Origin of the sequence: Nitrospira lenta (assembly GCF_900403705.1) — a bacterium.
Taxonomy (GTDB): Bacteria; Nitrospirota; Nitrospiria; order Nitrospirales; family Nitrospiraceae; genus Nitrospira_D; species Nitrospira_D lenta.
This window is the reverse complement of record NZ_OUNR01000016.1, coordinates 276,017-302,600: the sequence shown is the minus strand read 5'-3', so window position 1 is coordinate 302,600 and position 26,584 is coordinate 276,017. Positions and strand designations below refer to the sequence as shown.

Genomic DNA, 26,584 nt, shown 5'->3' with positions numbered 1-26,584 from the left:
CGAGCGTCAAAGCGACCGGATGAACAGCGCCGATGTGCATCCTGTTTGTCAGTCGATTCTGGGGTAAGGAACGGTGGTTACTCCATGCGAATGCGGTATTTGACCACAGCGCAGGATATCGGGGAGCTTGGGTTCATCAAGAGCCTGTGCGAGGCCAACGGCATTGTCTGTGTGTTTCAGGACGAACACGTGAGTAGTCTGTATCCGGGTGTGCTGGATTTGTGTTGTCAGGTGATGGTAGACGAATCCGACTGGGAGCGGGCAAAGACGCTGATTAGCCGGTTGCGTCTGCCGATTCGAGAAGTCGCACCATCTCCCTAGCGGGATGGCACGTCGAACGCGGATTTTCACGATTCGGTTATCGTGGAATTTTGGGATGGGGCGAGTCGGCAGGGAGGTCGGTTGGCTTACGTTCCCCGGATCCTTCATACCACCCGCCGATCAGCAGACCTTCTTCGAAATAGAGATAGCGGTGCTTCACCTCGGCAGTACTGATCCAATCCTCAAAAATCCATTCTTCACGCCGTAGTCCTTCCTTCGTAAAGGACGTATTGATGGTCTGTGGTCCTCCCCAAGATTTGAGGACCTGATCTTTCGACATGCCGGCCATCACTCGGCGCTGCTCAATATGCTTTTTGAAATCAGGGTCGCTCAGCTGAACGGCAAGCGGGACGACGACCATCATCAGGAAGGCAATCGCCAGCCCTGCATAGATGATTTTGCGGACGAGGGGGCGCCGGATAAACGATTGTTCGTCCTCGTGGACCGGGACTTGTTCGGGGGCAGAAGGAGTCTGTTCCATAGTCGTAATTGCTTCCTGAATGAGCTGGCGCATGCTAACTAAGGGGGGTAGGGTGAGTCAAGCTAACCGGGCAGTATCTCAGGACAATTTAGCAGGGGAGCCTCGATCAAGAGCGGGACAGTCTTGGCGAGGTCAGGCGAGTAGGGATGAGGTCAACGATGAAACAAACTGTCTATCGGCTCAGCGCAATGCGATCGTGGTTAGGCGGAATCATGCTGGCAGGGTTGCTGCTTGGTATCGATCCCTATCTCTATCAGGCCCATGCCACAACGATATATTCCTACATCGATGAACATGGTAATCCCCGGTTCAGTGATTCGATGGACAACATTCCGGAGAAGTATCGAGCGAAAGTGAAGACTCATGAGCAGGCGACGCCTCAGGAACGTCCTCCGTCTGCCTTAGATTCCGTGAAGGCCATTGTGTTGCCGCCGATTACGACAGTGAAGCAGAAAGTGACGGAACTACTTCAGGGTTTCGGCATTGCACGATCCTCTGCTTCTACGAAAATACAGTCGGTGCCATCAACGGTCCCATCATCAGACATGAACTCTTCGCAATCGCAGATTGTGAACTATGCCGGTGCGGCAGCGGTTGTGCTCTTGCTCATGATGTATTTCAGTAAGAGCCAACTGGTGCGTTTGTTGGCTCTCTGCCTGCTTGTGACGCTGGGTGTGGCCACACCGATTTTGCTCTATGTGAGTGATAATGGTCCGATGGCGAGTATGAAGGGACGAGCGATGGCCGTCGGTCAGGCCCAACAAGATCGTCTCAAGCCGGTTGGGCAGTAGGCGAGCGGGCACTGTCCGTCTCCTCAATGAGGCGTCCTATTCAGCGTATTGAGGCACCGGAATTTTTTTGGGTTGCGCCGCAGGTGAAGGAATAACCCGTTCCGCAAATTCAGGCGAGTAGGGATTCACGATGGCCTCATGGGTGTGACGCTGGCGCTGTGTGACCAACTGGAGGCTTTGCGTGCTGATTTCCATCCGGTCGATCGTCGCCAACGTCGTGAAGCGATCAGGCAATCCTTGTAGCGAAAACAGCTGATACGTCAGTGTCCAGTCCAGTTGCTCTTTCCCTTTCTCCTTAATCAAGAATCTTGCGGCGTCCGACGGGGAGCCTTTAAATAGTAGTATCCAGATATTCGAACGAAAAGCCGGCGCGTGGGAGTCTCTGGAGGGGCTGAATTCGGGAACGAGCGAGGGAACTTGGGCAATGGGAACGGGTGGCGTGAATTCAATATCCACCAGCCGCACATACAGGGGGCGAGTGTCGCTCGTATCGTTGGGATCGACGGCATAGGCGAAGGAGTACCGTATGTCGATGCCGTTTCTGGTGAAGGTATACACATCCTCGCCGTTTTCCGGTGAGACAAGTTTGCTGAAGTATTTCTGCCAGTCGGTGATGGGGTAGTAGGTGAAGACCCGGAGCGCCGACTTCCTGTCCCGCACCGCCTGGGGCATCCCCAGCCGTTCGTGAAGTTCTTTTTGTGTGAGGCCGAGGAAGCCGTCTTCGAAATACGGCGTAGCCGAAAGGCTCTGAGGAGGACACAGCAGAGTGCCTAGGAGGAGCACCCACGCGAGGCGGTACCTGGATCGTCGAGTCGGCAAGGGCATCCTCCGTACGCGTGAGCATCGTATCGACAGGGCTGAAGGTCTGTCAAGAAAGCAGCCTGCCTTGCCGGTCTGAAACCCTTCCAGTATCATGGCATTCTTATAAGATTTGTTATGGGAGATATTCACCAGTGGGTCAATCCATACAGACATCGATCGAGCAACTTCTCAAGAACCGAATCCTGATCCTCGATGGGGCGATGGGAACCATGATCCAGCAACGGAAGCTGGACGAGGCGGCCTTTCGCGGCGAGCGCTTTAAAGACTGGAAGCAGGACCTCAAGGGGCACAATGATCTCTTGAATATTACGCAGCCGGCCATTATCGAGGACATCCATCGACAGTATCTCGATGCCGGAGCCGACATTGTCGAAACGAATACCTTCAATTCGCAGTCGATCTCGCTGGCCGACTATCACCTGGAGACGCTGGGCTACGAGCTGTCAAAAGCCGGAGCGGAATGTGCCAAGCGGGCGGTGCTCACCGCGCAAGCGGCTCAACCGGGCCGGCAATGTTTCGTGGCCGGGGCCATTGGGCCGACGACAAAAACGTCGTCGATCTCGACGGACGTCAATAACTCAGCCGCGCGGGGGACGACCTACGAAGAACTTGTGGCGGCCTACAGTGAGCAGGTGCGAGGGCTGCTTGATGGCGGAGCCGATCTCCTGCTCGTAGAAACGATCTTCGACACACTCAACGCCAAGGCCGCGTTCTTTGCCATCCAACAGATTTTTGAGGACGGCGGGCGGCCGGTGCCGGTCATGGCCTCGGTGACATTTATTCAAGCCGGCAGCAATCGTGGCGTGACGGGGCAAACGGTTGAAGCGTTCTGGAATTCGATTTCGCATGTGCCGCTTCTGAGCGTCGGGATGAACTGTGCGTTGGGGCCGAAGGAAATGCGGCCGTTGATCGAAGAGTTGTCCCAGATCGCGCCGATCTATATCAGTTCCCATCCGAATGCCGGATTGCCCAATCCGTTGCTGCCTACGGGATTTCCGGAAACGCCCGAGACGCTCGCGCCGCAATTGCGCGAGTGGGCGCAGAACGGCTGGCTCAATATTGTGGGTGGCTGTTGCGGGACGACTCCGGACCATATCAAGAAGATCGCTGAAGCCGTGCGCGGCGTAGAGCCCCGGGCAATTCCAACGGTCGAACCCTACACGCGTTTGAGCGGGCTTGAAGCGGTCACTCTTCGTCCCGATTCGAACTTCGTCAATATTGGTGAACGGACCAACGTGACCGGCTCGCCGGCCTTCTCGAAGCTGATCCTGGCCGGTGACTACGAATCCGCCCTGTCTGTGGCGCGTCAGCAAGTCGAAGGCGGCGCGCAGATCATCGATATCAACATGGATGAAGGCATGCTGGACTCCAAGGCGGCGATGGAGAAATTTCTCCGCCTCATCGCCTCGGAGCCGGATATTTGCAAAGTGCCGATCATGGTCGACAGTTCCAAGTGGGAGGTGTTGGAAACCGGCCTCAGAAATATTCAAGGCAAGGCTATTGTCAACAGTATCAGCCTCAAAGAAGGCGAACAGAAATTTGTCGAACAAGCGACACTGGTTCACCGGTACGGGGCCGCCGTCGTCGTCATGGCATTCGATGAGCAGGGGCAGGCCGATACATTGGAGCGAAAGAAGGAGATCTGCGCGCGTTCCTACAAGATTCTGACGGAACGGGTGGGTTTGCCGGCAACTGATATCATCTTCGATCCCAATATTTTGACCGTCGCCACCGGCATTGAAGAGCACAACAACTATGCGGTGGATTTCATCGAAGCCGCCCGCTGGATTAAGAAGAATTTGCCCGGCGCCAAGGTCAGCGGCGGCATCAGCAATATCTCGTTCTCCTTCCGCGGGAACAATGTGGTTCGTGAAGCGATGCACGCGGCGTTTCTCTATCATGCGATCAAGGCCGGCCTTGATATGGGGATCGTGAATGCCGGTCAGTTGGCGGTGTACGAAGAGATTCCCAAGGACCTGCTCGAATTGGTTGAGGATGTGTTGCTGAACCGGCGGCCTGATGCCACCGAACGGCTGGTGAACTTTGCCGAAACGGTCAAGCAGAAGGGGAAAGCGGTCGTCAAAGATGATGAGTGGCGCAAGGGGACAGTTGAGGAACGTCTCTCGCACGCCCTAGTCAAAGGTATTACCGACTTCATCGATCAGGATACGGAAGAAGCGCGCCAGAAATATCCGAAGCCGTTGTCTGTCATCGAAGGCCCGTTGATGGCCGGCATGAACATCGTCGGCGACCTCTTCGGATCCGGCAAGATGTTTCTGCCGCAAGTCGTGAAGAGCGCGCGGGTCATGAAGAAGTCCGTTGCCTATTTGATGCCGTACATGGAAGAGGAGAAGAAGCGGATCGGCGGCTATCAGGCGCAAGGGAAAATCTTGCTCGCGACGGTGAAAGGCGATGTGCACGACATTGGGAAAAACATCGTCGGCGTAGTGCTGGGTTGCAATAACTATGAGGTGATCGATCTCGGGGTTATGGTGTCCTGCGACAAGATCCTAGCGGCGGCAAAAGAGCTCAAGGTCGATGTGATCGGACTGAGCGGACTTATTACGCCGTCGCTGGATGAAATGGTGCATGTCGCCAAGGAAATGACCCGCGAAGGTTTTACCGTGCCGCTGCTCATCGGCGGGGCGACGACCAGCAAGGCTCACACAGCGGTGAAGATCGCTCCCTCCTACACGCCATCGGTGGTGCATGTGTTGGATGCCTCGCGGGCGGTTGGGGTAGTGGGCAGCTTGATCAGTCCGTCCCAGAAGCCGGGGTTTGTGCAACAGGTGCGGGATGATTACGAGCGGATGAGGCAGGCGCATCAAGACCGCGGCGCCAAGCCGGTGTTGCCGATCGCGAACGCACGTGCAAACAGGTTTACCTCTGACTGGGCAACGCTTGAGGTTCCAGTACCGTCTTTCCTGGGCGTGCGGACGATCAGCGATCAGCCTTTAAGTGAACTGGTGCCGTTTATCGATTGGTCGCCGTTCTTTCATACCTGGGAATTGAGGGGCCGTTATCCCGCCATTTTCAATGACGCGACGGTCGGCCCGAAGGCGAAGGAACTGTATGACGATGCGCGTCGATTGCTGGACGAGATTATCCAGAAGAAGTTGCTGACCGCGAAGGGCGTGTACGGATTCTTTGCCGCGGCAAGTATGGGCGACGACATCGAACTCTATCAAGATGCGACGTGCATGCAGCAGGTCACAACTGTCCATACGCTCAGACAGCAATCAGAAAAGCCTCAAGGCCAGCCGAATCTTGCGTTGGCCGACTATGTGGCTCCCCACGGCTCAGGCCGGGCAGATCATATCGGGGCTTTTGCGGTGACGGCGGGGATCGGTTTGGATGAATTGTGTCGTCGGTTCGATAAAGATCATGACGACTACAACTCGATTATGGCGAAAGCGTTAGCTGATCGCCTGGCTGAGGCCTTTGCTGAATTCCTTCATAAACGCGTCCGCGATGAATGGGGCTATGGAAAACAAGAGACGTTGTCGGCTGAAGAACTAATTCGCGAGAGGTATCGTGGTATCCGTCCGGCGCCTGGTTATCCGGCCTGTCCGGATCATACCGAGAAGCGTCTCCTGTTTGACGTGCTTCAGGTTGAACGGAACGCCGGTATTACATTAACTGAGAGTTTCGCCATGCTGCCGACTGCGGCGGTCAGCGGCTTTTATTTTGCTCATCCGGAGGCGAAATACTTTGCCGTGGGAAAGATCGGAAAAGACCAAGCCGAAGATTATGCCCGCCGAAAAGGGATGGATCTAGGCACGGTCGAGCGCTGGCTTTCGCCGAATCTCAACTACGAATCGGCCTAGCAGTTTTAGTTTCTCAATCAAACGATCCTATTGGAGCGCGCACAACGCGTGAGCGGTGTGGTTGTGACAGCCGTTAGACGGCTGTCTCCAACACATCGTTTGATACATTCAGACGGGCTGTTTGGAGTGCGTGGTAGATGGATCGATAGCGTGCCTCAGCCCACGAGTTGAACGATTCCGCATCGATAAATACGAGGTCCCACGCTTTGGCTGGGTCCAGAAGTAAGAGATGCTGAGTGTGGTCGGCCTGAGAGAGATGGACGACCAGAACGGCTGAGTTTCCGGTCAGACTAATATCGGTGAATACATGAAGCTTCTCTGATGCCGGAAGGTGGCTGTCTCGCATAGCCGCTTCGGCAATCGGCTCGTAGAGTCTGCGCAGAAACTGTGCGGTCATCTCATGAGCCTGTGAGGGACTCAGGAGTCGAGGGTTGGGTTTCTCTCCAAAGAGGTTCTCCGTGAGATAGGTGGCGGCCTCCCAAGTCGGCATCACACCGGATGTCACCAACGCTTCACAGAGGTAGGCAATCCAATTTCTGCTCGCAGTCCGCTTCTGGAGCGCAGTGGTCTTCTTAGCCATGGTCGGCGACCCTTTCGTGAGGAATGTCAGTATCAGACAGCCTTCGGAACGTCGTGGCGAGGTGGTTCCGGTGGAATAAAAAAAGTATATCGGTGAGGGGAAACCCGGTCAACGAATTGCGAAGAATGCGCTAGGCCGCAGTGGAGTCTTGCTTGGAGCTGTCGGTGTATTGTTCGTGGATGCGCCGAAGGTCTTCGGGGGCAGAGAGAAAGAGGTCGAGTAATTCGGGGTCGAAGTGTTTGCCGCGTTCTTTGATCATCAAGTCGCGGGCGTGCTCGAAGTCGAATGCCGGCTTATAGACCCGGGCAGTGGTCAAGGCATCGAAGTTATCGGCGATGGAGGCGATACGGCCTTCAATGGGAATCTCTTCGCCTTTCAATTTGCGAGGGTAGCCGGTTCCGTCATAGCGTTCGTGATGTGTCCAGGCGATGATTGCGGCGACCTTCAGTAGTTCGGAATCAGATCCGGAGAGAATCTTGTAGCCGATTTCCGCGTGCTGGGAGATGACGTCAAATTCTGCCGCAGTGAATTTCCCCGGTTTGAGAAGCACGTGGTCCGGAGTCCCGATCTTACCGATATCATGCATCGGGCTTGCGGTGCGAATCAGATCCACCCGGTCCGGCGCCAGCCCGAGCTTACGCGCCAGTAACTCGCAGTAGTGACTCATTCGTTGGATATGCTGGGCTGTAGAGCTGTCACGGAATTCGGCGGCAATAGCCAATCGTTCAATCGTTTCTTCCCTGGAGAGGCGAAGCTCTTTCTCGCTGCGCTCCAACCACTCAAGGGCCTGCTGCAAGGCCATCGTTCTGGTTCTGACAATTTCTTCAAGATTATCCCGATGTAAACGGTTTTCCATTTCCAGCCGGCGGCGGCGCAAGGCATTGGCGACATCGATGAGCACTTCGTTTGATTCGAAGGGTTTAACGATATATCCGAAGGCTCCCATGTCGAGCGCCGCGTTCGCCAGTACCGAGCTATCGAGGCCGGTAACCATGATGGCGGCAATATGTGGGCGGTCAGCGAATAGGTTCCGGACGAGATCCATGCCGGACTCTCCGGGCATGTTCACATCGCACAGCATTAAGGCGAAGGGCTGTTCATCCATCCGCTGCCGGGCCTCACGCGCATCGGCGGCAAGGGTGACGGTATAGCCATGAGTTTGGAGCATATACCCCAGTAGGCGGCGAATCGGTTCTTCATCATCGACAACCAGAATGTTCCGGTTTTCAAGGAGGGCTTGCTGGGTCTCACGATCAGACAAAATAGGCATGGAGTTATTGCGGTATCGAGGTTGAGTGAAGCGCGTTATGTAGAATCATTATCGGCTTGCTGTGTGGACTCTTGAGAGTTTTGTGAACTACTCGATTTTCTGCACCTTTTATGCCAGTCAATAGCAGCGGCGAGGCGACGGTTTCAATACTCCGAAGACTACGATCCATCGGGGCTGAGCGTCGCATGAAATGTCTTTACCAGCAAGCCGTTCGTGTCTTTTAGGCGGAAGGACTTTCCCGTTGTGTGGCGAGGGGCTAGGCGGTCGACTCAATAGCGACCTGTACAGAATATGTCTGCTGCATAGGCGTATTTCGTACAATTCAAGAAGCGCGCGGAGTAGAGATTGAGCGTGAAGAGTGGGTGAGCTCTGGTTTGCGCTTTGGACAGGGCTCCACTATAATCCCGCTCTCACTTTATTGAAGACGAGAAGGGGAGTATGCGATGAGCGCGGTAGCCGGATTAGTACGATTTGATGGCAGACGGAAAGACCAGCATCGGCCGGTCAAAGTGACAAGAAGCTTCACCAAGCATGCTGAAGGGTCCGTCCTCATTGAAATGGGGGATACCAAGGTCATTTGCACGGCGTCCATTGAAGAAAAAGTGCCACCGTTTCTCAAAGGCAAAGGCAGTGGATGGGTCACGGCAGAATACTCCATGCTTCCCCGTGCAACGCATGAGCGGACTTCCCGTGAAGCCGTTAAGGGAAAGCAGGGGGGGAGAACGCTGGAGATTCAACGGTTGGTCGGCCGAGCCTTGCGGTCCGTGACCGATATGACCCAAATGGGCGAACGGAGTATCTGGATCGATTGTGACGTGATCCAGGCGGACGGAGGAACGAGAACCGCGTCGATTACAGGGGCGTTTATTGCACTCGCGGACGCGTTCACCGTGTTGAAGAAGAAGGATTTGATCAAGCGCCTTCCACTGACTGACTATTTGGCGGCGATTAGCGTTGGTAAAGTTGGTGGGGAAGTCATGGTGGATTTGGCCTATACTGAAGACTCGATGGCTGAAGTGGATATGAATCTTGTGATGACCGGCCGCGGTCGGTATGTCGAAGTTCAAGGGACGGCAGAAAAGACACCTTTTGCCAAGCAGGATATGGACGAGTTTTTGAATCTTGGCTGGCAGGCTATTCAGCGTCTCACCGCCATTCAAAAAGAACTGATTGGATCATTAGACTAGTAGGCTGCTGTGATTTCAGAAGTCGTCCTCGCGACGAGAAACAGGCACAAAGTCGAAGAATTGGCGGCATTGCTTGGCGATCTGGGCATTCGGATCCGCACGCTGGCTGATTTTCCGCATGCGCCTGAAGTTGAAGAAGATGGTGCAACCTGTGAGGCCAATGCCATCAAGAAAGCCTGTGAGATTGCAAGGGCGACGGGGTTGACGGCCGTGGCCGACGATACCGGGTTGGAAGTGGATGCGCTGGATGGCAGACCTGGTGTCTATGCTGCCCGCTATGCGGGAGAGCACGCGACCTATGAAGACAATTGCCACAAGTTAGTTCAGGAGCTTGAGGGCATTCCGTATGAACGGCGGACCGCTCGATTCATCACGGTCGCAGCCATTGCCGTGCCGGGAGAGCCAGTTCAAGTGACGCAGGGGGTTTTAACCGGGTATATTACGGATAAGGCCAGCGGATCAAAAGGATTTGGATATGATCCGGTGTTCTATGTCCCGGAGTTGAACGTGACATTAGCGGAGATATCTGCTGAGCAGAAGAATCGCATCAGTCATCGTGCGAAGGCGTTCCTTCAAGCCAAGGAACTCCTTCGTGCGCGGCAGTCTGAGAGTGCCGTCGGGGCGTAGCGCAGCCCGGTAGCGCGCCTGCTTTGGGAGCAGGATGTCGGAGGTTCAAATCCTCTCGCCCCGACCAAATTGAGCCTGCTCGACCCGGAGCCTCATACATTGTTGGCGACGGGATAAACACATCCAGTGTTTGCGCCCGTAGCTCAGTTGGATAGAGCAACGGCCTTCTAAGCCGTAGGTCGCTGGTTCGATTCCAGCCGGGCGCACCACGTTGGTTAGCCATCCATGCGTAGATTCTTCCGTCCTCTTCCTCTCGCGATTGGTAGCGGCGTCGCGCTGCTGCTCTATGCGCTTGTCGGATTTTTCCTGCTGCCGTACCTGATTACCACCTACGCTGTACCGAAAGTCGCCGAGACGATCCGCCATCCGGTGGCCGTGAGAGAGGTGGCCGTCAATCCATTTGAATTGTCCTTGCGGATAACCGGGTTGGAAATTCGCGAGAGCGATCAGACGCCTATGGTCGGGTTTGAGGAATTCTTCGTGAATTTCCAAGCGGTCTCGCTGTTCCGTCTGGCGTATGTATTTGATGCTATCCGTCTGACCATGCCGTATGTGGCGGCGAAGGTGGCGCCGAACGGTCATCTCAATGTGCTCGATTTGGTTCCTCAGGGTGCGCCGGATGATCAGCTGCCTCCTGCCAAGGCGCAGGAGCATCCGGGGGCGATTCCTGCCGTGCAGATCGGGGTATTTGAGATTACCCAGGGCATCGTGGAGTTTCGAGACGAATCTAAGCCCAAGCCGGTGGCCATTGATATTGTGCCGATCGGTATCGTGCTGAGGAATTTCCATACCAAGCCGGGTGGAGACAATACCTATTCGTTTTCCGCGGAACTGGGCAAAGGGGAGGTGTTGGACTGGAAAGGCACCATCACCTTGGAACCGATCCGTTCTGAGGGTGCGCTGGTTTTGAGCGGCGTGAGGATCCCCACCATTTTTCAGTATGTGCAGGGCCAATTCAATTTTGATATCCCCACTGGTACGATCGATGCCAAGGTGCCGTATCGGCTCGATATGGGAGTGGCTCCGATGGACTGTATCGTCTCAGAGGCCTCTCTGCACCTTTCGGATGTCGGTTTGGTTGAAAAAGGCAGTGTGGATCCGGTGATCTCCGTTCCTTCGTTTAGGATCGACGGCATTCAGGTAGATTTGCGGCAGCATACGGTGTCGATTGCGTCAGTGGGTCTTGCCGATGCATCTGACCGGGTCTGGCTGAATCCCGATAAGAGTCTGAACCTTCAGGCGCTCTTCGCGCCGGCCGAGAGCGGGCCGGTGGCCGAGAAGGCTCCTCCCAAGACCACGCCCAAAGAATCGGCCAAAGAATCATCGCCCTGGTCGGTGGCGGTGAAGGACGTACAGATCAAGAATCATACGATTCGATTTGAGGATCGTTCTCTTCCCTCTACCATGCAGGCCAAGGTTGTTGTGAGGTCTGCACGGTCGCATGATCTGGCCTGGCCGATCAAAGGTCCGATTCCGCTCACCGTCGACCAGACCATCAATGACACTGGTACCTTCGCGCTCGATGGCCAGATGGTCGTGTCGCCTTTTCAGGCGGACTTTACGCTGGCATTGAAGAACCTGGGATTGGCGCCGTTCGAACCCTATCTGGAACAGGCGACCCGTGTTGGAATCGACGACGGTTCACTGGATGTTGATGGATCGTTTCATCTGGCGGTCGAACATCCGAAGGCTCCGCTGATGACCTTCCGAGGAAACCTGGGAGTGAAATCATTGGCGCTGGTGAACCGAGAAGAGGGGCTGCCGGTTGTCTCCTGGAAGCATCTGCTGCTGAAGCAGATCGCTCTGACAGTGGATCCGACGACCGTCTCCCTTGCGGAAGTCGGTCTCGACCAACTCCGTGTTCAATTGGCGGTGCAGTCCGATGGAACGATGAATCTGGCGCACCTTGTCAAAGCCCAAAAGGAGACTGAGGTGAAGTCGGCTCCAGCGCCTGAACCGCCTCCTGGTAAATCAAAACCGGCGCCAGACATTGCCATCAAGACGGTGAAGCTGACCAACGGTGCGGTCATCTTTCAAGATGACTCCATTTCACCGACAGTGCGTACGGGGCTCGAAGAATTGTCAGGGACGGTGAAGGGGTTGTCTTCGAAGCAAGTGGCGAAGGCTGACGTCGACTTGTCGGGCAAGCTCGGTCGCGTGGCGCCATTGCGGGTTGTGGGCAAGATCAATCCGCTTAGCGAGAATGCCTTCACCGATATTTCGGTGAAGTTCGACAATATCGACCTGACTACGGCTGGCCCCTATAGCGGGAAGTATGTGGGCTATCCCATCCGGAAGGGGAAGCTCTTTCTGGATCTGGCGTACAAGCTGTCTCAACATGAGTTGGAGGCGGAGAACAAGGTACTCATCGATCAGTTGGGCTTTGGAGAGAAGACCGAGAGTCCCGATGCCACCTCGTTGCCGGTTCCTCTGGTTGTCGCATTGCTCAAAGATCGAAAAGGCCAGATTGCGATTGATTTGCCGGTGCGTGGCAATCTGAAGGATCCGGACTTTAAGTATGGGAAGTTGCTGTTGAATACGGTGCTGAATTTGCTCGGCAAGGCCGTCACCTCGCCCTTTGCGTTAATCGGCTCTCTCGTTGGAGGCAGCGGGGAGGAGCTACAGGCGATCGAATTTGCTCCCGGACGCAGCGATCTCTCTGCGGTCGAAACGAAAAAGCTGATGACTTTAGTCACCGTGCTGACGGAACGGCCGGCTCTGTCGCTAGATGTGACGGGCATGGCCGATACGCATGTGGATGCGCGAGTGCTGGCGGAGGATCAGTTCCTTGAGCGGTTGCGGCGGTTCAAGCTCGAAGAAACCGGCAAGCCGGCTGGAAAAGAGCCGGCGCCTGTTCTTTCACCGGAGGATGAATCGCGTCTGACGACAGCCTGGTATGCCAAGCAATTCCCTCCGGTAGCAGGTCCGCCTGACGTACCGCCGCTTTCAGTTCATGAGATGAAAGGCCGCTTACTCCAAACGATCGCTGTCGATGAAGGGCAGCTTCGACTCCTGGCGCAACGTCGCGCAGAGGGGATCAGGGAATGGCTGACGCAGCAGGGGAAGATAGAAGAGGCCCGAGTCTTTATTCTAGAGGCGGGATTTAAGGACGGGAGTGGCACGACCGTATCGGCGGCTCTTGCTATGGCTGCGCGTTAGCGTCCGTGTCCGCTGACAGAGTAATACAGAGGTTCGATCCTACTTCGTGTACCGCATACGGGTGCCTTGCAGGAGTGAGAGCTCGATTTCTGAGGCAGAGAGTTCTTCTGGGAACAGGGCGCCGGAAATCTTAGAGGCGTTGATGGAGGCGCCTCTCAGGTTAGATTGGCTGAAGTCGATTCCACGAAGATCGGATTGCCGGAAGTAGCAATCACTGAAATCTAGCCCGACGGCGTCCAGGCCGCGGAGGTCCAGCCCTCTCAGATCGCAGCTTTTCAAATCGCACTTGTCTCCTGAGGCCTTCTTGATGTTGAACTCCTTAATGCAGCCTTCACGGAGCAATTTGTACATTGGATCGCTCGAGATCCGGAGTGCGATTGGGCCAGGCTTTGTTTGCTCCATATATCCTCCTATGCCGTTGGGCTCTGGCCTGTATCGGAGGCAGAAAGGAAACACTTGAGGGACGGCGGGCGTGCTTGCCTCCTCAGCAGGGGAGGGGTTGAACTCTTTGGTCTGAAGTCAGTAATGTAGCGGCCTGGATGTGATGTTCAATAAACGAACTTGTTGTCCTCTATCGAATTCATGAAAGGAGTGTCATATGGCGATCCGTTTAGGAGATGAAGCACCGAATTTTACGGCTGAGACAACCGAAGGTCCGATCAATTTTCATGAATGGCTTGGCGGCGGATGGGGGATCCTGTTCTCGCATCCGAAGGACTATACCCCGGTCTGTACGACCGAATTAGGGACGGTGGCCAAGATCACTCCGGAGTTCAAGAAGCGGGGGGTGAAAGTCATCGCGGTCAGCGTCGATCCATTGGACTCCCATAAGGGCTGGATCAATGACATTAACGAGACTCAGAAGACCACGATGAACTATCCGATCATTGCCGATCCGGATAAGAAGGTCGCGACCCTCTACGACATGATCCATCCGAATGCGATCGACAACATGACCGTCCGTTCTGTCTTCATTGTCGGGCCTGATAAAAAAGTCAAGCTTACATTGACCTATCCAGCTTCATGTGGCCGAAATTTCGACGAATTGCTGCGAGTAATTGATTCGCTTCAGCTGACGTCAAAGTTCAAGGTCGCCACACCGGCGAACTGGAAGGACGGGGAAGATTGCATCATCACTCCGGCCGTGAATGATGCGGAGGCGAAGACGCTTTTTCCGAAGGGATTCAAGACCGTAAAGCCGTACCTGCGCTATACGCCGCAGCCGAATAAGTAGCACGCGTTCAGGCGCGATGCAGGGGGCGGGAGGTGCTGAGCATCTCCCGCCCTTTTAGTTTGGATGTATGAAAAGTCTGTAGAGCGTTAGACCAACAACAGCCCGGCTGTGCGGGCTTTTCTCCAGCCGGGACTTTGTAAAAACGTAACAAAGTCTTCAGCCGTGCCTGGAAAGCTGGCCTGTATGTCTCGAACCCAGGGATAGGCGGTTGTTTTGTTCTTGCGCGGAGTCGCTTGTTTGATGACCGTGTGTAACCACTGCCCCTGAGCGTGGGGGAGTGGGATGACCGCATCGGCAAATCGTCCCTGTAGTGTCAGTGTGACTCGTCTGGTTTGTGTTGCGGCAATTGGCTGAGCGCCGAGCCACACCAGCCGGCGTTCAAGCGGCAGATGGTCGACGGCTATTCGTGTGCGGAGAACGGTTCGCACCCAGTTCTTAGGGACATCCGGTTCCGGCACGTCATGGTCGAACCATTGGCGAACATCCAGCGTCAGTCCTCGCCCTTCCAGAAAGTTCAGCATGGAGCGACGCAAGCCCTCGGCCAGCCAGACCGGTGTTTTCCCGACAGGGTCGCGGTGAATCAGGTCATTATCGGCAAACCCTTCAAACGCCGGCCCGAGGATGCGTAGTCCATTGGCTTTGGGATCGAGGCCGACCGGGCTATGGGCCGTCGTGGTGAAGCGATGCCAGAAGGCCGATTGCATCAGGTCCAGTTTGAAGAGTTGCCGCACGCGCTCAAGGGCATCCACAGCTTCTTGGATTGTTTCCGAGGGGAATCCGTACATGAGATAGGCATGAATCATAATGCCGGCTTCTTTGAAGGCGGCCGCCACGAGTGCGGTCTGGTCGACGGTGATCCCTTTTTTCATCTTGTCGAGTAGGCGATCCGAAGCCGCTTCCAGTCCTGCCGTGACGGCGATACAGCCGGAGGCGGCTAACAGTTTGCAGAGATCCGGTGAAAAGGCCTCCTCGAACCGGATGTTTCCCCACCAGGTGATGTCGATCTTCCGTTCCAGTAATCCCAGTGCCAGTGCTTTCAGTGCGGCAGGCGGGGCGGCTTCGTCCACAAAGTGGAATCCCCGTTGTCCGGTTTCGGCAATCAATTGTTCGATCTGTTGGATCAGCCGATCGGTCGGCGTCATTTCGTAACGGCTGATGTAGTCAAGCCCGACATCGCAAAACGTGCACTGTTTCCAATAACAGCCGTGCGCGACGGTCAGCTTATTCCAATGCCCTTCGGACCAGAGACGATGCATCGGATTCGTGCTATCGAGGATTGTGAGGTAGCGATTCAACGGCAATCCCCGATAGGTCGGACACCCGATATCATTCATGCTGAAATTCGGAACAGACCGATCATCGGTAAAGCAGACATGATGATGCTCTCTGTGAAATGTGCGGCAGAGCCCGGCACGCGGGCGTTGGCCCGTGAGATGTTCGAGGAGCGAGAGGATCGGTCGTTCACCATCGTCCAATGTGATGAAGTCCACGTAGTCGAACACGCGAAGATCGCTGACGCGACGCAATTCCGTATTGGCATAGCCGCCGCCAAGCGCAATCGGGAGCGTTGGTTGTCGCTGCTTAATCGCCTGGGCAATCCGAAATGCACCATAAAGATTGCCGGGAAAGGGGACTGACAGACCCACAAGGGTAGGATTCACACGGTCGAGGTGTGGCCACAGAGCATCCAGTAGGAATTCATCCGTCAGGCTGAGCGGATCGTTAAGAGCCGAGGCCAATCGATCAAACGACGACGCGGAGTGAGCCAGATGTTCAGCATAACGACTGAGCGCGAAGGATGGGCTGACCGTGGCTTGAACCAGATCGGCAAGATCTTCGAGGTAGAGGGTGCCCCAGTGCTTTGCCCGATCTTCAACCGGGACAGCGGTCGCAAATCTCGTTTTCCCTCTGAATCGTGGACCTTGGGGAAGAAATCCAGGACGGACGAGCTGTCTGGCTGCCTTCGGATTCACTCCCTGCAGGAACGTCACGACTGTTTCGATCGTGCTCAAGTAGGCGTCCTCATCCGCGAGCATGGCGAGGGCTTGTTCGGGAAGATCGGTTTGCTGTTGTCGCACGAGGCGAAAGACGTCGCAAAGTCCATCCGGACTGAAGAGGCGCAACACCATTTCAATCCCAAGGTCGGCCTGTTCACAGGCGATCCCCTGAGATTGCAGAAATCCGGTGAGGTACGCGGTGGACGGGTACGGAGTATTGAGTTGGGTGAGCGGGGGAATCAGTAACAAGACTCGAGGCGCGGTCATGACCTCGACATAGCACACTGTCAGGCGGGAATGCTATGTCGCCGTGCCCGATGGCACGGATGGTGGGTTCTGAAACTTACCGCTTGGTGTCGATGATGCTGCCCAGTATATCGTCGGCGGTTTTCAACGTGCGGAGATTGGCTTCGAATCCGCGATGAGCCACGATCTGGCTGACCACCTCATCTCCGAGATCGACGTTGGACAATTCAACCTGCGCCGCACCATACCCACGGTCCTTCAGCACGCTCGGTCCGGACGAATCATCCTTTTGGACCACTGGCAACACGCCGCCGGTTCCGACCTCGACAGACTCAACTCTCGATTTATGGAATCCGTCGGTGTTCACATTGGCCACGTTATTGGCAGAGACATCGAGCTTCTTGGCAAAGTTTGTCAGGCCTGATAAGGCCGTATCGATAGCGGACATCATAAAGCACCTCCCCATCCCGTTTTGGGATGACCGCCTTGGAGCTTGCGGAGGGAGTAGTGTTCAGGGAGACAGCCGGCACGCCGGTCGCGCTTGAAATGGACTGCGTTGTGGCGGCTAGGCTGACCCTGGAACATACGTCCCTCGTTAGGTCCCTTGGCTTTGCGTCCCACCCTCTCAGGTGGTTTGCCTTTGTCACATGGTCGGCATTGATCGGGATTGACCAACCCAACCGGTATTCGAACTGGCCTAAGTGTAGCAGATTCTGCGGGGCTACAGTGCAGCTGACTCGCAAGGAAACAGCACGAACCGGCTTCAATGAGCATCGGAACATTTCGTGAGACTCCGCATGAAACGCTCACAAGATGCCGCGATGTCTTTCGGAGATTTCCGAATCTGGCTTCCCAGAATGAAGACACAGCCGCGGCCGTAGAGCTCGCACATCTCTCTGATGGGGTCTTCTCCAGAGCGGCTGGCGTCACGAATGGATGTGATGCAGCGCCGGATGCGTTCTTCGAAAGGGCAGAAGGCATGATCTCCAAGCCCTTGATCATCTTTAATGATGTCCACGCTGCCGAGCACGAAGCTATGAGCTAATTCTGCCAGCGTTGTAGGAGAGATCCTGCGTGGCTTTAAAACGGCACAGACCAACGGACGATCAGTTGTGCCAGTGTTCGTGCGGATGCTCGCTATGCCGCGATTCTTCCTCTCATGCGAACTCCTCGACGCCACCGAGAAGTCCTTCAGGAATCCGGCAAGTGCGCAAGAGTGACAGCGGAGCTTCTATGGTTTGATCGGCGCACAGGCGCCCGGCCCCGCTGCGCGCGCGTGTCTCAGTTCTCGTGAGATTGTATTCGACAGAAAAGCGGTGACCCGAAAGCGTATTCATCGGCCACGTCGTCTCTCTGAGGAGAATATAGCTCTGTCCATGTAGGTTCTGTGTCGGTCGTCATACGTGTCTGGCAGGAAGGCGTAAATCCATGAATCGAGTAAATCGGAGAGCATTTGTCAAAGACGGGGATCACTGGATTCGAATTCTACGGGAGGTATTCAAGTTTGAGCGGAAACCGACCGATGCAAGAGGGCTACATGTGTGTTCTGATATGTGAAGGGCCAGTAACAAGATGGCGCATCGCACCATTCAGCTGTCAGATTTAAAAGTCGGGATGTATCTCATCGGGGTGGACCGCTCCTGGCTTCACACGCCGTTTCTCCGGCATAAATTTCAAATTAGTACGCAGTCAGAAATTGACACACTGCGGGCATCGGGCATCGCGCGGGTGACAATTGATACTGAGCGAGGACTTGATCTTGCGGTACTTGAGATAACGCCAGACAATCTTGCCCCGGTCCTTGAGAGACAGCCGGAGGCCGCCGGTCCATCGGGCGCTACGGACGCGCCGCTGGAACGGACGACCGTGATGCTGGCGGACAATCTTGCACTGGCAAAACAGCGGCGGGCGGAGTGGATTGGCCGGCTCAATCATATCTTTGAAGGCACACGGGCGACAGGGCTGGTGTCGTACGCGGAAGCCAGTCAGCTCGTCGATGAGATGATCGGGTTCATCTTCGAGCGGCAGGCGGCTTGTTACGCCGTCATGGGGCTGCGGGAGCAAGATCCGACCTTGCACGAGCACGGCCTCACCGTGTGCACACTGTCGGTCATTATTGGGCAGGCGCTGGCCTATCCGCGTGAAGCGTTACAACATGTAGGGGTGGCCGCGCTTCTGCATGATGTGGGTCTTGTCCGCCTACCAAAAAATATTCTGAAACGCACCAAGTCTATGCCGCCGGCGCAGCAAGCTCTCTACGACAGCCATCCGGCGCAGGGACTTCTGGTATTGGAGAAAAGCGGGGTTCGCGACGTGGAGGTGCTCACGATCATCAGGCATCATCATATTGACCCAGCGCGCCCAGTCGATACAGAAGGGCAGTCAGAACAAGACCGGGCGTATTCTGCGCTGGTGGGAATTGTAGACCAGTATGATGAACTGTTGACCGGCCAAACGGGCGGCCCTCCTATGTCGTCCAATCAAGCAATGACGCAACTGTATCAGCGATACCGCAACCAGCCGTATTTACTCGACCAGGTGTCTTATTTGATCAGAGCGATCGGCGTGTTTCCGCTCTACAGTCTTGTGGCCTTGAAAACAGGAGAGGTTGGTATCGTGGGATCCATTACCCCCGGAAAGGCCCACCTTCCTATCTTGTATCTCTGTCGGGATGCGAAAGGCGCATCTTGTGTGCCCCCTCAGGAGTTGGATCTTGCGCAAGAGCCGGAAGGCGGACGAAGTATTCATGACATTCGGGACCCACAACGGGAAGGCATCGATGTGGAATCGATTCTGAGGCAAGTGGCCGCATGAGTGGCCAGCCTCAACCGGAATCGAGTGCGCGCGGGCCGGGACGGATGTCCTGGTTGCCGACTCGAGAAGACGCGTTTCTGTTGATGGAATCGTCAGGCGACGCCGTCTTTGTCGTTGACCGGAGCGGGCATATTGTGTCCGTGAATCCAATGGCCCAGCAGCTGGTCGGACGCACACGCGAGATCATCGGCCAGTCATTTCAGGAGCTGATGAATTGCTGGTTTTCTGAGCCTAACGAAGCGGGGGGGGCTCCGTTTCAACAGATGATGAGCACCGGCGAAGTGACGATGCTGCCGTCCCATCAGTGGACGCGAGGGGATGGAACCCGGTTTGAACTCTCGACCACATTCTGGCCGAGGGTGCAGCTGGCTGAGCGCGTTGGCGCAGTCATTGTTACGCGGGACTTGACCTCTGAGATGGAGGTGCAGCGAGACGTGCAGCGAGTCGCGCGACTCGCTGAGGACTCACCGAATCCAATTGTCGAATTCGATGGGGCCGGCGGGATGCTCTATGCCAACAGGGCCATGGTGGAGCTTCTGACCGAGTGCGGCGCACTTGAGCGAGGGATCGAGGCGATGCTCCCTCCCGGTCTTGAGGCCATTCTCAAGGACTGTTTGCGCACCCGCTCTGCGACCTGTCGCATCGAGCATGCGATCGCCGAACGGGTGATCGCCTGGTCGTTTTTCCCTTTGGGCGATCTCGATCAGATTCGAGCCTATGGGTTGGACGTGACCGCGGACGTGGCGTTGCGTCGTGCGAAAGACGTCGCGGAAGAGTCTGCCCGCGCGAAGGGGATTTTCCTGGCCACCATGAGCCATGAACTCCGGACCCCGATGAACGGAGTGTTGGGGTGTACGCAGTTGTTGCAAGATACGTCGTTGACCGATGGACAACGGCAATTACTGCAAAGCATGCATCGGTCTGCCGAAGCACTCTTGGCTCTGGTGAATGACATCCTGGACTTTTCGAAAATCGAAGCTGGGAAAATGTCCCTGGAAACAGCGGATGTGCATCTTCGTTCGCTCATCGAGGATGTCCTGCTCCTGGTTTCTGAATTGGCAAAGAAGAAGACGTTGGAATTGACGGTGGATGTGGCGACGGATGTGCCGGAAAGTCTGCGAGGAGATCCGGTGCGCCTTCGTCAGATTCTCTTCAATCTGGTCGGCAATGCGATCAAGTTTACAGAACAGGGCCGCGTGGCGGTTTCGGTCGCGTTGCAGTCGGCCCCTGCGCACCTGCCTGATAGCATTATGCTGGGCTGGAGGATTGAGGATACCGGTATCGGGATGACGGATGAGCAGCAGACCAGACTCTTTCAGGCGTACTCGCAGGCGGAGGCCTCGACGACTAGGAAATTTGGTGGCACAGGCCTCGGGTTGATGATCTGCCGCCAGCTTGTGGAGCTGATGGGGGGAGAGATCGCGGTCGAAAGCCAGGCTGGGAAGGGGACGACTTTCCGCTACACGACCCTGGTGCTACCGGCGATTCAGCGAGAACAGGTCGAACCGGTTATCGCAACCGTGAGCACGCATGAGGCCAGAGCCAGCGTTCCGAAGCGCATCCTGGTCGCCGATGACAACGAGATTAACCAGGTCGTTGCATGCAAGTTTCTTCAGAAGCTCGGCTTCGAAGTGGAAGTTGCCCGGAATGGTCGCGAGGCGGTAGAAGCCGCGTCGAGAACCCCCTACGATGCGATCTTGATGGACTGCGAGATGCCGGAGATGGACGGCTATAGTGCGACTCGTGCGATCCGTCAACGAGAGAAGAGTCAGGGCAAGCATATTCCCGTCATTGCCCTGACCGGCCATGCTTCCGCCGATGACGAGCGAGTTTGCTTGGATGCCGGAATGGATGCTGTTCTCACCAAGCCGGTGACGCTTCCGGCACTGCGCGGGACCCTCGACCGGATTCTTTGCGGCGGATAGGGATCGTCTCGCTCGCGTCTTTCCCAATAGATATATCCTTCACAAGCCACTGGACCCTTCGTGTCTGCATCGTGTACGTTCTGTCTTCATATCGGAGGGTCGACCGGTGATGCCAGGCTATGTGCTCTACAGCGATTTCAATTGCCCCTTCTGCTACGCCCTGCATGAGCGGCTGTATGACCTGCAGCTCATTGATCGCTGTGAGTGGCGGGGGGTGCAACATGCGCCGCATCTGCCGCGTCCCATGAAGGCGTGGGACGGGTCGTTAGGGGCGGAATTGCGCCATGAGGTGGCGGTCGTTCAACGGTTGGCGCCGGGGCTTCCGATCGCGCTGCCTTCCGGTAAACCGAATACCAGACCGGCGATTGCCCTGGCCGCATCGCTGTTCCAGCGTGATCGTGTGGCAGGGATGCAGACGGTGCGCGCCTTGTACCACGCATTCTGGGTGAATGGACAAGACATTTCGAACCCGCTTGTCCTCGACGAGTTCGGGATTACAGACGGGAGTGATCTCGACCAGGTGATGGGGGAGTGGGAAGCGGCCTGGCACGAGACTGGCCAGGCCGGAGTTCCTCTGGTGGTCTCACCGGGAGGCTTTTTGCTGACCGGGTGTGTGCCGGCCGAGCAGGTTCAAGCCTTCTTCAGATTGCAGGACTGACGTTACGCGAGATCGAGGCTCATGACGTAGGTCTGCAGTTCCTGCCGGCGTTCTTCCTCCGTTGTTTTAAGCGCCTCGATCTCTTTGCGAAGCTTCTCCAGTTCCGTTTCTTGCTGATCTAACTTCTTCACATAACGATTGTGCAGATCCGAGTTCTGCTGTAGCCGCTGCATGTTCTCGCGAATGCGACCGTGCTCAGCCGTGATCTCGCCGATGCGTTGTTCAAGTCTGGTTCGTTGCGCGCGGGCTTCATCGAGCTTACTGCGCAGATGCACGACCCGGTGCAGCGCCTCTTTGACCTTGGCACTGACCTCTTTGGCCTGTTGGAAATAGGCGATCTGGTCGAGGCCGCTTTCCATCAAGAGTATCGATTCCTGGATCGGGAGCGTTTCTTTCACGCGCAGGGTAGCGGTTTTTCCGGCGGCTACCGCGATGCTGAACCGATAGAGGTCCCTGGTCCGTTCGGTCGCATCCTTCGGTTCGACCAGTTTCCAGTCGGCTCGATAGGGGTGCTCGATCAAGACGGTCCTGGGCTTCTGGTCGCGATTCTTGACGAGGTAGGTGCGATCCTCAACCAGCCGACGAGACACCAGCATGGTGCCCTTCTTAAGCGAGACCGTTACGAGTTCCTGTGTGCCGCCTTCGATCTTGGGTTCAACTTCCGTTTTCAGATCGAGGGCGTAACTAATCAGACGATCCTGCCCCGGCGCCAAATCGTAGATCTGCGCGTCGCCGGCGTAGGCGCCGCCATCGAACACCGTGATGGGGCCTTGCATCAGATGCAGGGTAGAGCTGTTCTTGAGGCGGTAGCCGTGGAGCGGATGCGTGGCATTGGCGGATGGGTTATAGACGGCGACTTTCTGACCCTGGAGTGATTGGCCGATGATCGGCAACAACGCGCTCTGATGTTTGTCTAGTGTGACCGGTTGATCCAGGCGATATTCAAATAGCTCACCCTTGTCTTCGGTCATGGCCATCGAGGTGACGCCCTGGTCGATTCGCCCCATCTCTCGGTCATCGGCCATGGCCATTTCCGACGGCGCGCTGGCATAGCCTTCGGCCAGCTTGCCTAGTAACCGTTCCTTCTTCATGTCGCTTCGGGCTGGAGAGGTCGCCGCCGGCATCGAGGATTTTGCCTCATCCAGAGCGTCCCCGTAGGTCTGAGGTTTCAGATTCGCATAGAGTTCCGGTTCCACGACCGGTCGGGGATTGTAGAGCGGCCGATAGAGGTCCATGGTGAAAGAGATGGGCCGACCGGAAATGAGCGACAGCGTCACATTCTTCCAGTCTTGATGTGTCTGATTCTCCACAATGGCCCAGCCTTGCAGGTAGGGCGCGTGCTCCTCATCGAGTACCAGGCGATAGGTTGTTTTCCAGACCGGTGTTTCGGTCAAATAGGCGACACGGGCTGGGCGGCGTCCGGTGCCATCGAACACAATGGAGACGGTCTTGCGTTGCGCATCGTGCTGGCCGGCTAGTGTGACCAAGGCTTGTTGCAGTTCTGCGTTCAAGCCGGCATCCAATAATTTGACTCGCTGGATCTGCGCGAACGGGAGCGAGCGAAACCCGTCGTCGGTCAGAAGATTGAGGTATTCCTGCTCGATGGTTCGACGAGACTGACCATCACTCAGCGATTCCGTTTTCTTTTCCACGCCCAGAATGGTGCCCAGCAGGGGATTGGGTGCCGTGACCTCGACCCGTTCGCCGCGTATCTGCGTCAGGATCTGGCCCAGGGTTGGGTTCCCATTCAAATTGATGCCGAAGCTGCCGAGGGTTTTCGTGATGGGATCGCGCGATCCATAGGTGACGGTGGAAATTTTCCCGCCGCCAAAATCCTGCACCACGAGGCTCTTCAAGAGGTCGTTGATCTGATTGGTCTGGAGCCGCAGATCCCATTGAGTTCGGTCGGTCACGGTGCCGTCATGCTGAAAGTAGCCGACCCCGCTGGAGTAGAGGATGATCTTGGACAAGGGCAGCGACCCCGCGGTATCTTCGGCCAGGCTTAGCGGAGGAGTCCCCAGGGCGAAAAGACCGGCACAGGAGAGCAGCACCGGAGTGAGTATCGTACGCCAGCTAGGTCGCATGGGAGCCTCCATCGTAAAGAGTGTCGCTCTGGATCAATGCGACCCAGAGCGTAGGTGATATGACCTATCCCTGATATGTCGTCAAGGGGCCGATCCTTTCACCCGTTTTCTGAGGACCGTGACACATGGTAGGGTGGGGCCATGGACCAGTCTGAACACGATACGATTCAACAGATTCTGGCGGACTGCCGGACGATTGCTGTGGTCGGTGCGTCGTCTAATCCTGCGCGCGCGTCCAATCACGTGGCCGCCTATATGAAGACACATGGTTATCGGGTCATTCCGGTGAATCCCAATGAACGGACCGTCATCGGCGAGCCGGCCTATCCGTCGCTCACCGCTGTGCCGGGTCCTATCGATCTGGTCGATATCTTTCGGAAGTCGGAAGACGTCTTGCCGATCGTCGAAGAAGCGATTGTGCGTGGCGCGAAAGCCATCTGGATGCAAGAAGGTGTTATCAACGAAGCAGCGGCGCAGCTCGCACGAGAAGCCGGCCTCGCCGTCGTGATGGATCGCTGCTGGTTGAAGGACCATGCGGTCAGGCAACGCCGTGGCTAACCCCTCGCCGGGTCCCTCGCAGGACTCATCCGAGACAGAACTCCGCCGCCAGGCGCTCGTCGAGACGGCGGTAGTGTTGGCGAAGGCGCTGGATACCACGGTCAAGATTCCGGGGACCTCGCTCTATCTGGGACTCGATCCGTTGATTGGGTTGATTCCAGGCATCGGCGATGTGCTGGCAAATCTGATGGGGACGGTCATCTTGGGCATGGCCGTGCGGCTGGAGGTGCCGCGTATCGTCCTCACTCGAATGAGTCTGAATCTGCTGATCAACGGAGTCGTCGGTGCGATTCCCATCCTCGGCGACCTCTTTTCGGTGTGGTTTCGCAGCAACAGCCGGAATGCCGATCTGCTTCGCCTGGCAGCGACGCAAGCCACCAGACGCACGCGCTATGATTGGGCCTATGTCGTCGGCATCGTCGGCGGGACGGTGTGCCTTCTCCTCGGGCTTGTCGCGCTTGTGTTGTGGATGGCGATCAGCCTCTGGAGCCGATTTGCCGGAATCCAGTAGAGCGGGTCCGTGCCGGTTAAAACCAATCTTGTCCTTGGCCGCGCGCCACTTCCATGATACATCTGGAGCGGTTTATTCAAGGAGGGGGCATGAACGGCTCGAAGATGGCGCAATCGGTTGAGGCAGGAAAACCCGCAGAGTCCGGAAAAGTTCTGGTCGTCGATGACGATCCTGCGGTCTGTCATGTGACCGGTCAGATGTTGGAACTTCACGGCTATCAGGTGTTGTACGCGGAAAATGGAGAGCAGGCGCTGGCGCTGTTCGACGATCAGAGTGACCAGATCTCAATTTTAGTGGCGGATATCGTGATGCCGAAGATGTCCGGACCGCAATTAGCTCATCTATTGCGCATCCAGCGACCGGAGTTGCCCGTCTTGTTCGTGTCGGGCCTGGTGTCGTATGCGAATTTTGAGGGAGTCATGGGTGGGTGGATGCTGAAGAAGCCCTATTCTCCTTCCATCCTGGTCTCGAAAGTCCGCGCTGTGCTGGCGGCATTCGAATCGAAGTCTAGAGTGGTCTCCAGCCCAGCCGGTACGGGGCAGTGCGCTATCCAGCCAGCCGGTCTTTGAAGGTGAGTTCGGCAATGGCCGATTTATCCAGCTCGCCTTTCCCGCTCGCGATCAGCCGTTGATATTGCGCCAGCGCCGCCTCCGCCACGGGGAGCGTCAGTCCGGCTGCGCGGCCCATTGCGATGGCGATGCCCGAATCTTTCGCGGCATGAGCCGCGGAAAAATAGCAGTCGTGGGCTCGCTGCTGCATGTCTTCCCCGTCGGTCTCCAGCACGCGTGAGTTTGCGCCGGTTTGACTGAACACCTCGCGGAGCATCGTCAGATCCAATCCGAGAGCCTGTCCCAATCCAAGTCCTTCCGCCAGTGCCGCGGTATTGCAGTTCATCACCATATTCACCAGCGCCTTCACCTCCGCCGCCGTCCCGCTGGCTCCGACGTAACGGACGGTTTGTCCCAGCGTCTCCAGCATCGGCTTGGCCCGCTCGAAGGCCATCCGCCGGCCGGCGCACATGAGATAGAGCGTGCCTTGCCGCGCTTGAGTGATACTGCTCGCCATACAGGCTTCGAGTGACGCGCCGCCGAGCGCGGTGACTCGCTGTTCTACCTCACGATGGATCGATGGAGAGACCGTGGCGCAATTGATGAAGAGCCGGCCCTTTGCGTGGGTGAGGAGGCTGGCAGGGGTATCGACGGCAAAGATCTGATCCATCGCCGCATCGTCGGTGACCACGGTGATGACGGTCTGTGAGGCCTGGGCCACGGCTGCGGGGTCCACAGCGGCCTGACAGCCGAGTTCGTTCGCCAGGGCCGCGGCGACGGAGGCCTGCCGGTCATACACGGCCGAAATTGGAAAGCCGAAGTCTTTCAGGCGGCGCGCCATATTCGCGCCCATGCGTCCGACGCCGACGAATCCGATAGTCTCATGTGTCGTGAACATGGCAATAGCTCCCTGCAACGGGCACGGGGATGTTGCGTGCCCGGTA

23 protein-coding genes, 2 tRNA genes and 1 riboswitch are annotated in these 26,584 nt (G+C 56.5%); of the genes, 15 read left to right on the top strand and 10 right to left on the bottom strand.

The window, feature by feature from the left end; translation table 11 throughout:
• Positions 1–84 precede the first annotated feature (84 nt).
• Complete coding sequence (locus tag NITLEN_RS11180; RefSeq protein ID WP_121989691.1) at positions 85–321, top strand: putative signal transducing protein; 237 nt, start codon at positions 85–87, stop codon at positions 319–321.
• 37 nt (positions 322–358) lie between these two features.
• Here the strand turns inward: NITLEN_RS11180 and NITLEN_RS11175 are convergent, their stop codons facing one another.
• Complete coding sequence (locus NITLEN_RS11175; protein ID WP_121989690.1) at positions 359–802, bottom strand: hypothetical protein; 444 nt, start codon at positions 800–802, stop codon at positions 359–361.
• Positions 803–960: 158 nt separating this feature from the next.
• Here NITLEN_RS11175 and NITLEN_RS11170 point away from each other — a divergent pair, with 158 nt between their 5' ends.
• The gene (locus NITLEN_RS11170) at positions 961–1,593 is read left to right on the top strand and encodes a DUF4124 domain-containing protein (protein WP_181416807.1); all 633 of its coding nucleotides are present in this window, start codon (positions 961–963) and stop codon (positions 1,591–1,593) included.
• 36 nt (positions 1,594–1,629) lie between these two features.
• Here NITLEN_RS11170 and NITLEN_RS11165 read toward each other — a convergent pair whose 3' ends face one another.
• Positions 1,630–2,412, bottom strand: a complete 783-nt coding sequence (locus tag NITLEN_RS11165) for a hypothetical protein (protein ID WP_146216169.1) — start codon at positions 2,410–2,412, stop codon at positions 1,630–1,632.
• Positions 2,413–2,546: 134 nt separating this feature from the next.
• Between NITLEN_RS11165 and metH the strand changes: the two genes are divergently transcribed.
• The gene (gene metH / locus NITLEN_RS11160; protein ID WP_245924436.1) at positions 2,547–6,242 is read left to right on the top strand and encodes a methionine synthase; all 3,696 of its coding nucleotides are present in this window, start codon (positions 2,547–2,549) and stop codon (positions 6,240–6,242) included.
• 73 nt (positions 6,243–6,315) lie between these two features.
• Here metH and NITLEN_RS11155 read toward each other — a convergent pair whose 3' ends face one another.
• Positions 6,316–6,822: a hypothetical protein gene (locus NITLEN_RS11155; protein ID WP_121989687.1), complete on the bottom strand. Its 507-nt coding sequence runs from the start codon at positions 6,820–6,822 to the stop codon at positions 6,316–6,318.
• A gap of 130 nt (positions 6,823–6,952) precedes the next feature.
• Positions 6,953–8,092 (bottom strand): HD-GYP domain-containing protein, encoded by a 1,140-nt coding sequence (locus tag NITLEN_RS11150; RefSeq protein ID WP_121989686.1) that lies wholly within the window; start codon positions 8,090–8,092, stop codon positions 6,953–6,955.
• Between the two features lie 443 nt (positions 8,093–8,535).
• On the opposite strand from NITLEN_RS11150, the gene rph reads away from it, so the two are divergent.
• The 5 genes from rph to NITLEN_RS11125 all read left to right on the top strand — a co-directional run bounded on the left by rph (position 8,536) and on the right by NITLEN_RS11125 (position 13,065).
• Entirely contained in the window at positions 8,536–9,279 is a 744-nt protein-coding gene (gene rph / locus NITLEN_RS11145; protein ID WP_121989685.1) for a ribonuclease PH, read from the top strand.
• 9 nt (positions 9,280–9,288) lie between these two features.
• Positions 9,289–9,906, top strand: a complete 618-nt coding sequence (locus tag NITLEN_RS11140) for an XTP/dITP diphosphatase (RefSeq protein WP_245924435.1) — start codon at positions 9,289–9,291, stop codon at positions 9,904–9,906.
• Positions 9,897–9,973, top strand: a tRNA-Pro gene (locus NITLEN_RS11135). Before NITLEN_RS11140 ends, NITLEN_RS11135 begins: the two co-directional genes overlap by 10 nt.
• 65 nt (positions 9,974–10,038) lie before the next feature.
• Positions 10,039–10,115, top strand: a tRNA-Arg gene (locus tag NITLEN_RS11130).
• A 16-nt stretch (positions 10,116–10,131) separates the two neighbouring features.
• Positions 10,132–13,065: a DUF748 domain-containing protein gene (locus NITLEN_RS11125; protein ID WP_121989684.1), complete on the top strand. Its 2,934-nt coding sequence runs from the start codon at positions 10,132–10,134 to the stop codon at positions 13,063–13,065.
• Positions 13,066–13,104: 39 nt separating this feature from the next.
• On the opposite strand, the gene NITLEN_RS11120 is transcribed toward NITLEN_RS11125, so the two are convergent.
• Positions 13,105–13,467 carry a pentapeptide repeat-containing protein gene (locus NITLEN_RS11120; protein WP_121989683.1) on the bottom strand — a complete coding sequence of 121 codons (363 nt, stop codon included), beginning with the start codon at positions 13,465–13,467 and terminating at the stop codon, positions 13,105–13,107.
• Between the two features lie 196 nt (positions 13,468–13,663).
• Here NITLEN_RS11120 and NITLEN_RS11115 point away from each other — a divergent pair, with 196 nt between their 5' ends.
• A complete protein-coding gene (locus NITLEN_RS11115) occupies positions 13,664–14,299 on the top strand; it encodes a peroxiredoxin (RefSeq protein ID WP_121989682.1) in 636 nt (211 codons plus the stop codon).
• A gap of 86 nt (positions 14,300–14,385) precedes the next feature.
• Here the strand turns inward: NITLEN_RS11115 and NITLEN_RS11110 are convergent, their stop codons facing one another.
• From NITLEN_RS11110 to NITLEN_RS18885, 3 genes are all read right to left on the bottom strand, one after another.
• A complete protein-coding gene (locus NITLEN_RS11110; protein WP_121989681.1) occupies positions 14,386–16,563 on the bottom strand; it encodes a B12-binding domain-containing radical SAM protein in 2,178 nt (725 codons plus the stop codon).
• A 76-nt stretch (positions 16,564–16,639) separates the two neighbouring features.
• Positions 16,640–16,993, bottom strand: coding sequence for a flagellar basal body rod protein FlgC (locus NITLEN_RS11105; RefSeq protein WP_181416806.1), 354 nt, complete (start codon positions 16,991–16,993; stop codon positions 16,640–16,642).
• A 106-nt stretch (positions 16,994–17,099) separates the two neighbouring features.
• Positions 17,100–17,191, bottom strand: a riboswitch (cyclic di-GMP riboswitch).
• A gap of 114 nt (positions 17,192–17,305) precedes the next feature.
• Positions 17,306–17,722 carry a RuBisCO large subunit C-terminal-like domain-containing protein gene (locus tag NITLEN_RS18885; protein ID WP_181416805.1) on the bottom strand — a complete coding sequence of 139 codons (417 nt, stop codon included), beginning with the start codon at positions 17,720–17,722 and terminating at the stop codon, positions 17,306–17,308.
• 392 nt (positions 17,723–18,114) lie between these two features.
• On the opposite strand from NITLEN_RS18885, the gene NITLEN_RS11095 reads away from it, so the two are divergent.
• The 3 genes from NITLEN_RS11095 (at position 18,115) to NITLEN_RS11085 (ending at position 21,939) form a co-directional block, all read left to right on the top strand.
• Positions 18,115–19,356, top strand: a complete 1,242-nt coding sequence (locus tag NITLEN_RS11095; protein ID WP_121989679.1) for an HD-GYP domain-containing protein — start codon at positions 18,115–18,117, stop codon at positions 19,354–19,356.
• Positions 19,353–21,281 carry a PAS domain-containing hybrid sensor histidine kinase/response regulator gene (locus tag NITLEN_RS11090; RefSeq protein ID WP_121989678.1) on the top strand — a complete coding sequence of 643 codons (1,929 nt, stop codon included), beginning with the start codon at positions 19,353–19,355 and terminating at the stop codon, positions 21,279–21,281. Before NITLEN_RS11095 ends, NITLEN_RS11090 begins: the two co-directional genes overlap by 4 nt.
• Positions 21,282–21,390: 109 nt before the next feature.
• Entirely contained in the window at positions 21,391–21,939 is a 549-nt protein-coding gene (locus NITLEN_RS11085) for a DsbA family oxidoreductase (protein WP_121989677.1), read from the top strand.
• A 2-nt stretch (positions 21,940–21,941) separates the two neighbouring features.
• Here NITLEN_RS11085 and NITLEN_RS11080 read toward each other — a convergent pair whose 3' ends face one another.
• Positions 21,942–24,023, bottom strand: coding sequence for a DUF4139 domain-containing protein (locus NITLEN_RS11080; protein ID WP_181416804.1), 2,082 nt, complete (start codon positions 24,021–24,023; stop codon positions 21,942–21,944).
• A 141-nt stretch (positions 24,024–24,164) separates the two neighbouring features.
• Here NITLEN_RS11080 and NITLEN_RS11075 point away from each other — a divergent pair, with 141 nt between their 5' ends.
• From NITLEN_RS11075 to NITLEN_RS11065, 3 genes are all read left to right on the top strand, one after another.
• Positions 24,165–24,581: a CoA-binding protein gene (locus tag NITLEN_RS11075; RefSeq protein ID WP_121989675.1), complete on the top strand. Its 417-nt coding sequence runs from the start codon at positions 24,165–24,167 to the stop codon at positions 24,579–24,581.
• The gene (locus NITLEN_RS11070; protein ID WP_121989674.1) at positions 24,556–25,092 is read left to right on the top strand and encodes a DUF4112 domain-containing protein; all 537 of its coding nucleotides are present in this window, start codon (positions 24,556–24,558) and stop codon (positions 25,090–25,092) included. Before NITLEN_RS11075 ends, NITLEN_RS11070 begins: the two co-directional genes overlap by 26 nt.
• 89 nt (positions 25,093–25,181) lie before the next feature.
• A complete protein-coding gene (locus tag NITLEN_RS11065) occupies positions 25,182–25,661 on the top strand; it encodes a response regulator (RefSeq protein ID WP_181416803.1) in 480 nt (159 codons plus the stop codon).
• Here the strand turns inward: NITLEN_RS11065 and NITLEN_RS11060 are convergent.
• A complete protein-coding gene (locus tag NITLEN_RS11060; protein ID WP_121989672.1) occupies positions 25,639–26,538 on the bottom strand; it encodes an NAD(P)-dependent oxidoreductase in 900 nt (299 codons plus the stop codon). The genes NITLEN_RS11065 and NITLEN_RS11060 overlap by 23 nt on opposite strands.
• Between the last annotated feature and the right edge of the window lie 46 nt (positions 26,539–26,584).

Coding starts and splice junctions, on each gene's coding strand:
- NITLEN_RS11080 (WP_181416804.1), bottom strand. CDS start 24,023: ATGCGACCTAGCTGGCGTACGATACTCACTCCGGTGCTGCTCTCCTGT.
- NITLEN_RS11070 (WP_121989674.1), top strand. CDS start 24,556: ATGCGGTCAGGCAACGCCGTGGCTAACCCCTCGCCGGGTCCCTCGCAG.
- NITLEN_RS11065 (WP_181416803.1), top strand. CDS start 25,182: ATGAACGGCTCGAAGATGGCGCAATCGGTTGAGGCAGGAAAACCCGCA.
- NITLEN_RS11155 (WP_121989687.1), bottom strand. CDS start 6,822: ATGGCTAAGAAGACCACTGCGCTCCAGAAGCGGACTGCGAGCAGAAAT.
- NITLEN_RS11110 (WP_121989681.1), bottom strand. CDS start 16,563: ATGACCGCGCCTCGAGTCTTGTTACTGATTCCCCCGCTCACCCAACTC.
- NITLEN_RS11085 (WP_121989677.1), top strand. CDS start 21,391: ATGCCAGGCTATGTGCTCTACAGCGATTTCAATTGCCCCTTCTGCTAC.
- NITLEN_RS11170 (WP_181416807.1), top strand. CDS start 961: ATGAAACAAACTGTCTATCGGCTCAGCGCAATGCGATCGTGGTTAGGC.
- NITLEN_RS11120 (WP_121989683.1), bottom strand. CDS start 13,467: ATGGAGCAAACAAAGCCTGGCCCAATCGCACTCCGGATCTCGAGCGAT.
- NITLEN_RS11075 (WP_121989675.1), top strand. CDS start 24,165: ATGGACCAGTCTGAACACGATACGATTCAACAGATTCTGGCGGACTGC.
- NITLEN_RS11175 (WP_121989690.1), bottom strand. CDS start 802: ATGGAACAGACTCCTTCTGCCCCCGAACAAGTCCCGGTCCACGAGGAC.
- NITLEN_RS11095 (WP_121989679.1), top strand. CDS start 18,115: ATGGCGCATCGCACCATTCAGCTGTCAGATTTAAAAGTCGGGATGTAT.
- rph (WP_121989685.1), top strand. CDS start 8,536: ATGAGCGCGGTAGCCGGATTAGTACGATTTGATGGCAGACGGAAAGAC.
- NITLEN_RS11060 (WP_121989672.1), bottom strand. CDS start 26,538: ATGTTCACGACACATGAGACTATCGGATTCGTCGGCGTCGGACGCATG.
- NITLEN_RS11105 (WP_181416806.1), bottom strand. CDS start 16,993: ATGATGTCCGCTATCGATACGGCCTTATCAGGCCTGACAAACTTTGCC.
- NITLEN_RS11090 (WP_121989678.1), top strand. CDS start 19,353: ATGAGTGGCCAGCCTCAACCGGAATCGAGTGCGCGCGGGCCGGGACGG.
- NITLEN_RS11115 (WP_121989682.1), top strand. CDS start 13,664: ATGGCGATCCGTTTAGGAGATGAAGCACCGAATTTTACGGCTGAGACA.
- NITLEN_RS11125 (WP_121989684.1), top strand. CDS start 10,132: ATGCGTAGATTCTTCCGTCCTCTTCCTCTCGCGATTGGTAGCGGCGTC.
- NITLEN_RS11180 (WP_121989691.1), top strand. CDS start 85: ATGCGAATGCGGTATTTGACCACAGCGCAGGATATCGGGGAGCTTGGG.
- NITLEN_RS11150 (WP_121989686.1), bottom strand. CDS start 8,092: ATGCCTATTTTGTCTGATCGTGAGACCCAGCAAGCCCTCCTTGAAAAC.